Source organism: Sphingomonas bacterium (genome assembly GCF_903643035.1).
In the GTDB taxonomy this organism is placed as follows: Bacteria; Pseudomonadota; Alphaproteobacteria; order Sphingomonadales; family Sphingomonadaceae; genus Sphingomonas.
In genome coordinates this window covers 1-11,972 of sequence record NZ_CAHJWW010000068.1, presented here as the reverse complement: position 1 = coordinate 11,972, position 11,972 = coordinate 1, and the positions used below count along the sequence as shown (strand labels likewise).

The following is an 11,972-nucleotide window of genomic DNA, read 5'->3' as shown; positions in this document are numbered from 1 at the left end:
CGCCCTGCGCCGCCGCACCCCCTCGCGATTCTCATCCTGATTGTCGCTGCGCTCGCATCCTGATTGTCGCGCTGCACTCACGCGGGTCACCGACGGCAGAGGTCGCGTCGGCGTTAGGCTGATTAGGAGACGACGCGACGAGATCCGCGCGCGTGTACAGGATCACGCGGATGGCGCCGAGTGGATCTCCTATGCGTCAGTCGCGGACTGCATTGCAGCCTATGGAGCCTCCGACGTCACCCAGGACCTAGTGGAGGCGGTCGATCACTATCTCGACACCTCCCAATTCGACCGCGCTGTCGAGGCCTTCCGGCGACTTCCGGCCGCGGCACGAGGTGGTAGGACGATTGAAGAGTTCGAACGAAGTGCCTTCCTCGAACGCGATCTCGAGAACCACCTGGCGCAGAACTTGGACGCTATCGAGCCGGGACTGGTCCTTGAAGGACAGGGACGACAGCAGCCAACGACCGTCGGCACCATGGACCTTTTCGCTAGGGCGGCGAATGGCGACCTCGTCGTGATCGAGCTCAAGAAGATCCGCGCTTCCGACAAGGTCTTCGGCCAGATCTGCCGGTATATGGGCTGGGTGACAAGGAATTACGCGCCACAAGGGACGCCGGTTCGAGGCTACATTATTGGTAGCGAAATCGACCAGAAGCTCCAGTATCCGGCAGGGCTTTCGGACACCGGATGCTCTCCGGGATGCGATCACCCGCGACATCCACCGGTTCGAGCTGGCGAACGCCGCGGCGCCGGTCGACGCGACCGAGATGCTCGCTCGGGCCACGGCGCTGATCCCGAGAGAACAGCGCAACATGATCCGGGCAGGCGGCCCCCTTCTCCACCTGGCCGTCATTGGGGACCGGCTCAGCCGATCCTGCGGCCGGTCGAGATCGAGCGCCCGGACTTCGGGCGTGAGTTGCTCCAGGCCGCTACGTTCGGAGAACATGCCATCTTCGATCACGCACGCGGATCCTCCGCTGCCGTTCGCGATGGCATCCTGCTGCTCGGGCAGGACAACGGCGCCGCCGTCGTTCTGGACGAGCGCGGTTCGGTCCGGCTGAGCATTCCGGCGAAACGTGGCGGCGGCCACATGCCCGCGATCATCGACGAGAACGTCTCCGCCGCGCTCGATCGGGCCCTGGGCTACGCAACCTGGCTCCTCGAGAAGATCGACGCCGTTCACCGCCTCTCGCGCATCGTCGTGGTGGCTTCCTTGGCCGACGCCGGCATGGGCGCATGGCGTACGCAGCGAGAGCAGGACGCCAGCCCCAACAGCATGACCTACTCGCACGGCTTCAACAGCGGCGAGCGCCCACCAGTCCACTTCCAGCCCCCCGATCGGCCGCGGGCGGCGATCGGCTTCGATCAGGACCGGATGGTGGAGGACCTCAAGACCCTCCTGCGTCGGCAATGGCAATAGGTAGAGCTTTTTACTTCAGTCAGTCGGGGCAACGCCGGGCGCCAACGCCTGGCGTTGCCTCATTCTTGCATCAACGAGGCGGGACAGTTTCCGGAGCGACACCGTTTGCGCTCACTAGCAGCGATAAACCGACTTCCTATCGTACTTGATATCATCTGTCCTGAGGACAGATGATATCAAGTACGTAGCGCAAGGTCAACGTCGCATCTGGCCGGCGAGCCAGTTTCTTGACTTTGCTGCAGCGCCCTATATGCTATGTCCTTAGGACATAGCATATAGGGCGCTAGGTGAATGGCAGAGCGGCTACGGCCCTTCCAGCAGCGCAAGCGAATGACGCAGCTCGCCGAAACCCTGGCGCGCGCGCTGCTCCGCCAGCCAAAACCCGTTCTCTCCAACTATGATATCTTTCGCGAACTCTGGGGCATCTATCGGTCCGGCAGCGCCAAATATCTTCGGGGCGTAACGCCCAATCGTGACGTTTTCCGGCGGACGCGCAGCCTGCTGCGGAGTGAAGGCATCATCCGGCAGGACAGCGATTATAGCTCCCACTGGAGAATCGTTGATCGGCCTGATGCACCGGCCGAGGATGTTGTTTGCTCAGTCGATCCATTCTGCCACATCGCCCATCTGTCTGCCCTTCAGCGGTACGGCCTCTCTAATAGGCGTCCTGAGAGCCTCTTCCTCGTTGAGCCGACCCCGGATTTACGGCGTCAACTCGTCCGCGAGCAAATGGAGCACGATTATGGAGATAGCCTCGGAGATCCCGAGGCCGATATCGAGCCAGCCAAGGCGGTGACTCATCCCGGAACCGTGCGCGGCCGACCAGTTGCGATCGACACGACAAAGTTCGCTGGCGACCAGATCGCGATTAAGGGTAGCCTGTCGCGGATCGCCACGGTCGGGCAGACCTTTCTCGACACGCTCGACAGTCCCGACCGGTGCGGGGGGATGTCGCATGTTCTCGACATCTGGACGGAACATGGCCCAACTTATTGCGAGGAAATTATCGAGCGCATGGAGCGTGCAGAGAAGCCGATCTGGAAGGTTCGAGCGGGTTTCATACTTGAGGAGTATATCGGTATCAGGGATGATCGGATTGCAGGGTGGGTGCGCTTTGCGCAGCGCGGCTCAAGCCGCGTCCTCGACCCAGGCAAGTCATTTGCGCCGAAATTCTCAGAAAAATGGATGCTGTCGCTCAATGTCTGAGGGTATCGAGGCCGAAGCGCAAATCACCGTCAATATTAGTGCATGGATCGAGAAAGCACGGAGCGATCCGCAGGCTTATCTCGAACGACAGGTCACTGAGATCTTTCTGACAGCTCTAGCGATAACCGAACCATTCGCCCATCAAATCTTCCTCAAGGGGGGAATTTTGATGGGTGTTGTGTATCAAAGCCCCCGTCAAACCGGCGATGTTGACTTCACCGCGATAAGCGAGCCGAGCAAGGAGATGGCCGAAGCGCTTAAAACAGCGCTCAATGCAGCTTTTCCTAGGGCGGCGGCTAAGCTTGGCTATCCTGATTTAATGTGTAACGTCCAGTCATCGCGCTACGAGCCCAGCGCCAAAATGTTTGCTAAAGCAAACGGTCCCCTGCTGGCGCTACGAGTCGGCTATGCGCGACGAGATACACCACAAGAGCGGCTTTTCCGGACTGGCACTGCGTCGGACGTGCTCGACGTCGACATAGCATTTCGTGAGCCGGTCAATGCTATCCAAATTGTTCAGCTCGGCCAGGGGGTGGCGATCCGTGCCTATTCGCTACTTGACCTAATCGCAGAGAAATTACGAGCGCTGCTACAGCAGCCCAAGCGTAACCGGAATCGTCGTCAAGATGTGTACGATATCGCATCGTTACTCGAGAGGTTTTCGCTCGATGAAACTGAGCAAGCTAATCTCCTCGCCTTGCTCTACGCCAAGTGTCGCGCACGTGGTATTGATCCGGATCGCGATGCTCTTGGTCAGCCTGAGGTTAGGGATCGCGCCAAAAAGGACTGGAATACGCTCGGCCTAGAACTTGAAGAATTGCCAGATTTCGATCGCTGCTTCGAAAGCGTCAACGTATTTTACCGCTCCCTTCCTTGGGTCTAAACAGCCTCAATTCTCGACACGAGGTATCCAGCTGTCAGACTGAGCGGCTGGGAACTATTTTGGCGTAGGAACCATGCTCTCAGTCTCAAGGTGGCGGCAGCAGGTGCGCTCGAACTTGCCCCGAAACCACCGGATCCAGCTTGTCGGCTTCCTGATCGGCCCACGTCCGCCATTCAGCAAGCTGATCCGTCGAAAGGTCCAGCCGGCCGTCCATGACGGCCATGCCCACGCGGGCGATCAGGTTCCGCAGGTTCTCCGCTTCCGCCAGCAGACGATCGCTCTCGACCAATGCCACAACCCGGTCGGCATTGGCTTTTCGCAGACGCTCCTGGCGCCACTTTTCCGCCTCGATGCGCTGACGTTCCGCCTGCTCTTCCAGCTGACGTAAATGCTCCCGGTAGGCTCTCTCACCCTCAACAATCAGCCCAGCCGAAATTTCGGCGATCCTGGCCTCCAGCGTTCCAGCCTCGTCATCCTGCCAGGATGCAGCTCCTGCGGTGAGCCTGAGTTTCACGGAGGCCGGACGCTTCGGATCGGGTCGAGGCGCGTTGTAACGATTGTAGGCGGCGGCTTTTCTGCTCGCCTCATCGAGGTTCACCGCAACGCTCGTGTCACCGATGATGACGGAGAATCCCGTATGATTATCCTGCCGATCGGATGCCGCCTCATGGCCTCTGCGGCTTAGCGTCAGAAACACGGCGTTGAGGATGCGGAAACGCCGCTTCTCGAACGGACTGTCACAAAGAACGTTGGCCGTGTGCCACCGGATCTCGGCCGCCTTTGTTCGCTCCTTCTCGTCACGCGTCAACAATGTCCGGATCGCCGGATGTGGGGTTGTGATCTTTGCCGCAGATGCCGGTCGACCGACCGCCTTCAGCTCCCGCGCGCGCAGCTCCTCCAAATCCTCGGGCACCTTGGCGGATGTAAAAGGTCCAGCCGATGACGGGAGGGGCGCTTCAGGCAGATATGCGAGCCGACGGTCCACGTGGATGTAAGGTCGTTGCCCAGGTCCCCGGGCTGGCGCCGCAGGTGATGCCTGCACTGGCCGTCCTGCATGCACCCGGTTCCAATGGCCTTGCGGCGGACCCGATACGCCATGTGAGCGCAGCAGCTTCTTGAGACCTACGTCTGACAGATTCACTTGTGCCGCGAGCTCACGCATGGGCGCTGACCACGCGAATGCGATCAGGTCAGCAAGCGCGACACGATGGTTGCTCCAGCCATACATCGGCCAAACGTGCCAGAGCGTCCGAATGCAGGAAAGTGGCGAAAGTTCGCATCCTGTTGCGACCGATACAGGTAACTGCGCGCTTCGCGCGCGTTACCTGCCAATCTCCCGGTCCCTCGACAGCTCCCGCTCCGGTATCATCCGCTCCGGCACCGGCTGAGGCCGCGCTGCCGCCAGACGCTGTTCCCGAATTACGGCCACCGCGGCCTGACGCTGCTGCTCGAGCGCGGGATCATCCAGCACCACGTCCATGCCGCGCTCGGCCATAATCCTGACCGCGTCCTGTTTGAATGCATCGCTGCCGGTCAGCGCGAGGGTGCGCCCGAACTTCTCCCGGGCGAGCAGGATCCCGGTCGCCAGCGCCTGCGCGTCGTCGGTGCCGGCAAGGCGTCGCTCAGGACTAAGTAATTGGCTCTAGATTCCATGATACGGCCTTGCGCAGTACACGTGACAGTTGCTCGATCGAATAGGGCTTGTGCAACAGTTCGAAACCGTGTCGGCCGTTTTGCGCTAGGACGTGGCCGTAACCGCTAGTGGGAACGACGTTCCCCGACGCTGACGTTGATTCAGTTCGATTGTTCGTCAGAGCGATAGCCCAGACAGCACCTTAACCTCATCCATTCAACTTGCCGTCGATAAATTGTCTAACTACGGTTGAAACTAACTGATTGTAACGGCAATCGGAGCATTCGAATTTCGGTCGTTTTCAGGCTGTTCTTCCTGCGCGCCTGTCCGGAGCGGTATGCATTTTCCATCAGGACGAATGATCATCACTCGATCTGCCCGCGCGATCGTTTCGGGACGGTGCGCGACTACTATACGCGTCATCGTCAGTTGGGAGAGTGCTTCCGCGATCGCCTTCTCGTTCGCCACATCGAGATGGGCGGTGGCCTCGTCCAAGACTAGCACCTTGGGCCGCCGATAAAGCGCCCGAGCGATCAGCAGCCGCTGCTTCTGACCACCCGAAAGTGTCGATCCGAGGTCGCCGACAAGGCTTTCGTAGCCCATCGGCATCGCTTCGACCTCATCGTGAACCTGGGCGATCGTCGCGCACTGCTTCACGAGATCCATGTCGATCCGGTCGGCGAAAGACGAGACGTTCTCCGCTATGGAGCCGGCAAGCAGCATGTCGTCTTGCGAGATGTAGCTTATCTGCGAACGCAGCGCCCGGTTGCTCCAGTGCGTCAGCGGGCGCCCGTCCACGGATACCTGGCCACCCGTGGGGGAATAGAGGCCGACCATCAGCTTTGCGAGCGTAGACTTTCCACACCCGGAAGGTCCGACGATTGCGACGCACTCGCCCGGCGCGATCGAGAGCGACGCGCCGGCCAGCACGAACGTTTCGCCGAAGGCGTATCGGAAACTGAGGTTGGAACACGCGACGGCTCCCTTCACCTCGCCCTCGTAGCCGCCGCTGTCGATCCTCGCCTCTTTCGGCGTGAGGACCACGTCGGCGAGGCGCTCCAACTGCAGATCGAGCAGGCGCCACGCGAAGCCCTGCTCGACCATGTTCGTCACGCGGGTGACGAATTGTCCCTTGTAAGCCAGGAACGCGGTCAGCATGCCAATCGTCAGGTTGCCGGCCATCACGCTTCGCGCGCCCAGGTAAACGACGAGGATGTCGGTCAGTCCGTTGAGCAGCTGTTCCGTCGCGGTACAGCCGATATTGATGTTGCCGGCCCGGACCTGGGCATTGACCGACGCCGCCGCAGCATTCCTGTATTGTGTCTCGCGGATGTTCTCCGACCCCGCGGCCTTCACGGTCTGCGCCGCTCGCAGCGTCTCCAGGAACTTGGTCTGCTCGCGCGCGTCGGTGATGATCGAGTCCGCCGCGAAGCGCTTGGTCAGCTGGAAGGTCGCGGCCCGTACGCAGATGTAGGCGACGATCGAGCCGAGCACCAGCGCGGTGAGGACGGGCGAGTAGAACAGCATCAGGACGAGCACTAGGCTGCCGAGCAAGCCGTCGAGCACGCCCGTCAGCGCTCCCTGTGAAACGAAGGTCTGGATCGCTCGCACCGCCCAGAACCGGCTCTGCACGTCCCCCACCTGCCGCTTTTGAAACCATTCCAGTGGAAGTCGGACCAGATGGTTGAAGACCCGGCCCTTCATCTCGAGCGCCACGACGCTGGAGACGTATTGGGTCGTGAGGCCGCGCAGCGCGCCCGCCACGACCCGGAAGATCAGGACCAGTGCAAAGGACAGCGCGAGGACCTTCAGCAGTCCGTCGTCCGATTTCAGAAGCGCCTGGTCGATGACGAACTGGAGGTAGAAGGGCGATATCAGGAACATCGCCTCGACAAACAGCGAGAGGATCACGGTCTGTCCGAGCGCGCGCGCCACGCCGTTGCTCAGCGACATGAGCGAGCTCAGCTTGAGCGGACTCCTCTCGCGGACCCGTTGGAAATCGCCGTTGGGGGTCAGCTCGAGCGCCACCCCGGTGAACATTGAATCGACCGCCGCCATGGGGAACTCGAGACGTCCGTCGGCCGGATCGCTTATACGGACCCGCCTGCGCGTCACTTTCTCCAGCACGACGTAATGGTTGGTTCCCCAGTGCAGGATGGCCGGGAGCCGCAGCTCCTTGAGTTCGGCCGGCTCGCAGCGGACGGGACGCGCGCTGAAGCCCGTCGCGCTTGCCACGTCCACGAGCGTCCGGAGGGTCATCCCCTTCATCGATAGTGAAAAGCGCCGCCTGATTGTCGAGAGGTCGACGTCGCGGCCGTGATACGCGGAGATCATCGCGAGACAGGCGAGACCGCATTCGGCCGCCTCCGCCTGCCGGACGAGCGGCAGCGTTCGGCGTCCGGAGAGGTTGATCACTGGCATCAAAGGTTGCCCTTCAGCGAGGCGATGGGGTCGAGCAGCCATCGGCCGAACGATCGCTCCTCGATGACGACGTCGGCGGTGAGGGCGAAGCCCGGCTTGATGCGATGCTTCGTCCCGTAGGCGGACACGGTGTCGCCATTCAATCGGATCAGCACGCGGTATACCGCCTCGTCGACCTTGATCGCCGCGTCCACTTCCTGCGGCTTCAGGACGCCGGCGGATATCGCCTGCACCCTTCCGACGGCGCTGCCGAAGCGCTGGTAGGGAAAGGCGTCGTATCGCACCCTGACCTTCTGCCCGGGCTCGAGGAAGCCGATCGCCCTGGACGGGACGAATATCTCCGCGAGCACGCCCGGCTTCGAGGCGCTTATGGTCATCAAGGTCGACTGCGGATCGACCTGTTGCCCTTGCACGGCCTGAACGGCTGTAGCTTTTCCAGAGGTGGCCGCCACGAGCGCGTAGCCCTGTCGCTCGGAATATTCCAAACGGTCCCGTCTGGCCCTCGCCATCAGGTCGAGCACTTGGCCCCGCTCCTGGGTCAGCGTCATGGGCTGCTGCGCTATGGTGCTCCGCAAATCGCTGATCTGACCCTTCAGGCGTGCCTGCGCGCCCTGCGCCTCCTCCACCGACTGCTGGAGGGAGATAATTTCGTCGAGCCGACGGCGCATCGACTCCTCCGAGATGAAACCACGTTCCGCCACCGGCATGACCTTTGTGCGCGCTGCGCGTGCGAGGCTAAGCCGCTCGCGGCTGGAGGCTTCCTGAGCCTGCGAGGTGATCAGCTCGTTCTTCAGAGCCGCGAGGCGCTCGGGGCCTGCGGAACGATTGACTTCGGCCGCGGCGTCGAGCGACGCCAGTCTTTGTCCGAGGTTGGCGAGCTCGAGATCGAGCGAGGCGATCGCGGCCCGGTCGGCCGGTCGCCCGTCGAGGGAACTCCTGGCGGTAGTGATCGTGGCAAGGGTCTGACCGGCGTGGACGGGCTCTCCCTCCCGCACCAGGACCTTGTCGATGACCCCCGGGGCGGACGGCGCGACGCGGACGTCGCCGCCGACCGATCGGACGATCCCTGCCGCGCTCTCCTTGCGGGTGTAGCTTCCGACGAGAAGCAAGGCGACGAACGCGGTTGCCATGACCGCGAGTATGCCGGTCAGCAAGCTCCAGCTGATGGGGAACAGAGCGACGGGCTGGCCGAAGCCTCGGTCCGCGGCGGCCGCCAGCGCCTCGGGTCTGAAGAGAGGAGGCACGTCGGAGCCGACCGCATAGCCTCCGGCGACGGCATCCAGAGCGAGTGGTTCGGAAATTGAAGTCTCTGTCATCTCGGCTCCCGTCTCGGATGCCGCCCTGGATGGCGACGATCGCTCGTGAAGCGACGTGGGGTGGCGCGGCTAGAGCGGCGGCTCGGACAATGCCGCTCCGATCGCGAGCGGGTGATGTATCGTGAGAAGCCGCCGGGCGCGGTCGTTGAGCTTGTCGAATTCGGGCGCCGACAGAACCGCCGCCGGATCGCGCACGTAGCGTTCACGCAGTTCGGCGTCGTTGCTCACGGCCAGCATGAAATCGGCGGCCGGGGAAGGCTGCTCGACGTAGTAGTAGGGCGGCACCGAAAACGCCGCCAATGAACGGATGGCATCCATCTCATACTCGCCGTAGGATCGGTTGACGAAGTCGCGCTGCGGCGAGGGCTCGGCCTGGTCCGCCACGAGTAGTCCGAGTTCCACGGCGCGCTCCTTGTCCATTGCGACCGCCATCTTTGGGGGGATGTAGAAGGTCGACAGCGAAGAGATGTTCTTCCTCTTCTCGACGTCTCGCAGGTCCGAAAGCGCCATCGTCTCGATCAAGGGCTCCACCCCGACGTATTGCGGGGCGATGTAGTGCGCGATTTCCCAGTCTTCGCCGTAGATCTCGGCCAGAACGTCGAGGAGAAGGTCGAAGCCACGGTTCTCGAAACCGCGTGGGTTGAACGCGAACTCGCCTACGACCCCCACCTGCCAGATCACTACGTGCAGGCTGGGATCAATGCACCGCCGGTTCAGCAACATGTCGGTGGCCTCGTAGCTCAGTAGTCCTGGGAGTGCCGGATCGAAGCCGAGGTCGGCGACGAGGTAGTCGAGCGCGGAAATGCCGGGCCGCATTTTGGCGTCATGGCCTTCCGCGCGCAGAATGGCTATCGCGCGATGAGCCGGCGTGGCGAACACTCCTGGATGACCGTAGAATATCGCGGTGACGCGCTTGCCCTGGCGGACGAAGTGGGCGATCGCCTCGACCATCCGGATGTAGGTGTGGTGGCGAGGCAGGCCGTCGTCGTAGAGGATGCGCAGGTCGAAAGCGTCGGGCCGCAGCTTCCCGAGCCAGACTTGGGTGACCCGGTCGTTGGTGCAGTGAAAGACATGATCGGCCTGTCGGATCTCGTCTTCCGCGTCCCCGAGGAGGTCGATGTGGGAAAGACCCGATCCGATGACCACGAGCCGGCCTTTGCGGAAAACGTCGTCAGCGGAAGGAGAGCCGCCGGAGGCCGCGATGTCCTTGGCCAAGGAGCTCCAGCGGGCTGTCATCTCGTCGCGGGTCGTTCCGCGGTCCATGGTGCCGGCATCGTTCGGCAGGATATCAGCGTTCAACATGCTCGCGCCTTTCGAGGATCGGTTTTCGGACAGGGAGGTTACCGGCCGCCCCCTGCTTTAGCGTCGGCAGCCTGCTAGCTTCAGAAATGCGACGTCGGTGTTCTCCGGCGGTGACGTACGCCTTGCGAGAAGCTCGGCGAGGTCCGGAAGCGCGATCAGCGCCGGAGCGCTGCCGCCGGAGGTTGGGAGATCCGGAATGCTGGCGAAGCTCGATGTGGCGGCCAGATAAGTCATGTCGCCGAGAGGACGAGGGCCGCCGTCCGGCGAAGGGGGAGCCCACCCTTTAGCGTCGACGTCCGTCGTAGAGATTAGCGTCAGATGCCTGCTTGCCCCGCGATCGAACACGAACCAGTGCTTTGGCCGACCGCGCAGCTGGACGGAAAAGGCCACGTCGGTCGGCCACCCCGCGCGGCGGCCAATCGCTTTGAACGTCGCAGTCACTGTTCCCGTCGGGTCAGCGTACCGAGCCCGGCTGACTGGGCATTCCGCGGCGGAGGCCGATGTCGCTACGGCCGCCAGCGATATGGCCGCCGCAGTCATTCGCGTTGATAGCCGCCACGGAGCGACGACCTTCACTGCCCGAAGCCTAACGAGCTCGATTTCGCGTTATAGTCTCCGACGACCGGACTGTCCCAACTCGTGTTGCTGTTGCCGAGATGATGCTTGATTTCCATGTAGCTGCTGAAGCTCAGGGTGCTCGGAATGGAGCCATCGGCTTGCCCGACGGTATACCTGCCCTGATATCGGACCATGTCGTCGTAGAAGGCGGCGATCTGATCAGTCGAGGAGGATCGGCTCAGTCCGTCGTGTCCCAGGTCATGCCAGGTGTTCGCGTCATACTGGTAGAGTCCGCTGACGCTCGAGTTCGACGGATTGCTCGTGATGGTTCCGAGCGAGGACTCGTAGAACGCCTGGTTGACGGCGATCTGGATCTCGCCGGCCGTCTTGTTGTGAGCGACTCCGTAATCGACGATGGCGTCGACCGTGTCGATCTGCGTCTGGGAAAGGTTCGCGCTGTAGTGGTAGGTCGTACCTGCGTGAGTGGTATGGGCATGGCCACCACCGCCACCACCACCACCGCCCCCTCCTGGATTGCCGCCGCCACCGCCGCCCCCCGGCGGAAAGAATGGGCCGCCGCCGCCACCTCCTCCGCCTCCACCGCCGCCGCCAATCACGACGATGTCACCGCCGCCCTCGTCCGCGGCCGCCATGTCGCTGCGGCCGCCGGCGATGAAAGCGAGCTCCTCGGAAGTCAATTCGCGCATACAACCCTCCGTTTTCAGCCGGTTGCAGGTCGAGCCTCTCCACTGGGCCGTCTAGCACCCGTCCGAACTACATAGGTCAATAGCAATGACAATTCGACCGCGGTGTCTTAGTGTTCGTCATAAGAATCGAACCGTTCGTCTGGCGCCGGCGCCAGGATCTGGCCGTCTGATCTTGGAACCGGCCGCTCTCTGTCAGTCCCCCACGGGAAGATCTGGCGTGCCTTGGCTGATCCCTCGGCCGTGGCGGGCGATGAACTCGGCGACGTGAGAACCATTTTCGGCGGCACCGGGTGTCAACGAGCCGGCGAGGTCCATAGCGGCTGCGACAAACCGCTCGAACCCCAGCGCATGACGGAGCGGCACCAAGTTGTAGGGAGAGGGCGCGTCCCCCGCGAAATAGGGCCGCCAACCATCGTCGCCGCAGGTCATGTCATCGTTCGGGCTGACTAGCACTACTTTGGCAGAGTGAAGGAACTGGGTGGAATCGCGGATGATTCTGGTGGCATGAAGTTGCTGACCGGGA

General features: G+C 62.4%; 9 protein-coding genes and 1 pseudogene. 3 read left to right on the top strand and 7 right to left on the bottom strand.

Features of this window, described 5'->3' with window-relative positions:
* Nucleotides 1–250: 250 nt before the first annotated feature.
* From HUV01_RS06320 to HUV01_RS06310, 3 genes are all read left to right on the top strand, one after another.
* Complete coding sequence (locus HUV01_RS06320) at nt 251–1,423, top strand: endonuclease NucS domain-containing protein (protein ID WP_174297456.1); 1,173 nt, start codon at nt 251–253, stop codon at nt 1,421–1,423.
* A 330-nt stretch (nt 1,424–1,753) separates the two neighbouring features.
* Nucleotides 1,754–2,629 (top strand): hypothetical protein, encoded by an 876-nt coding sequence (locus HUV01_RS06315; RefSeq protein WP_174297455.1) that lies wholly within the window; start codon nt 1,754–1,756, stop codon nt 2,627–2,629.
* Nucleotides 2,622–3,512 (top strand): nucleotidyl transferase AbiEii/AbiGii toxin family protein, encoded by an 891-nt coding sequence (locus HUV01_RS06310; RefSeq protein ID WP_174297454.1) that lies wholly within the window; start codon nt 2,622–2,624, stop codon nt 3,510–3,512. The genes HUV01_RS06315 and HUV01_RS06310 overlap by 8 nt, the downstream gene beginning before the upstream one ends.
* Nucleotides 3,513–3,597: 85 nt before the next feature.
* Here the strand turns inward: HUV01_RS06310 and HUV01_RS06305 are convergent, their stop codons facing one another.
* From HUV01_RS06305 to HUV01_RS06275, 7 genes and pseudogenes are all read right to left on the bottom strand, one after another.
* The gene (locus HUV01_RS06305; RefSeq protein WP_174297453.1) at nt 3,598–4,425 is read right to left on the bottom strand and encodes a hypothetical protein; all 828 of its coding nucleotides are present in this window, start codon (nt 4,423–4,425) and stop codon (nt 3,598–3,600) included.
* A 408-nt stretch (nt 4,426–4,833) separates the two neighbouring features.
* Nucleotides 4,834–5,112 (bottom strand): annotated as a pseudogene (locus tag HUV01_RS15310) (LPD7 domain-containing protein); the annotation flags it as partial.
* Nucleotides 5,113–5,400: 288 nt separating this feature from the next.
* Complete coding sequence (locus tag HUV01_RS06295; protein ID WP_174297452.1) at nt 5,401–7,566, bottom strand: peptidase domain-containing ABC transporter; 2,166 nt, start codon at nt 7,564–7,566, stop codon at nt 5,401–5,403.
* Nucleotides 7,566–8,882 carry an HlyD family secretion protein gene (locus HUV01_RS06290; protein ID WP_174297451.1) on the bottom strand — a complete coding sequence of 439 codons (1,317 nt, stop codon included), beginning with the start codon at nt 8,880–8,882 and terminating at the stop codon, nt 7,566–7,568. The genes HUV01_RS06295 and HUV01_RS06290 overlap by 1 nt, the downstream gene beginning before the upstream one ends.
* A 69-nt stretch (nt 8,883–8,951) precedes the next feature.
* A complete protein-coding gene (locus HUV01_RS06285; RefSeq protein ID WP_174297450.1) occupies nt 8,952–10,181 on the bottom strand; it encodes an SAM-dependent methyltransferase in 1,230 nt (409 codons plus the stop codon).
* Between the two features lie 575 nt (nt 10,182–10,756).
* Nucleotides 10,757–11,449: a hypothetical protein gene (locus HUV01_RS06280; protein WP_174297448.1), complete on the bottom strand. Its 693-nt coding sequence runs from the start codon at nt 11,447–11,449 to the stop codon at nt 10,757–10,759.
* A 192-nt stretch (nt 11,450–11,641) separates the two neighbouring features.
* The coding region (locus tag HUV01_RS06275) for a hypothetical protein (RefSeq protein WP_174297449.1) at nt 11,642–11,972 on the bottom strand (331 nt) is incomplete at its 5' end.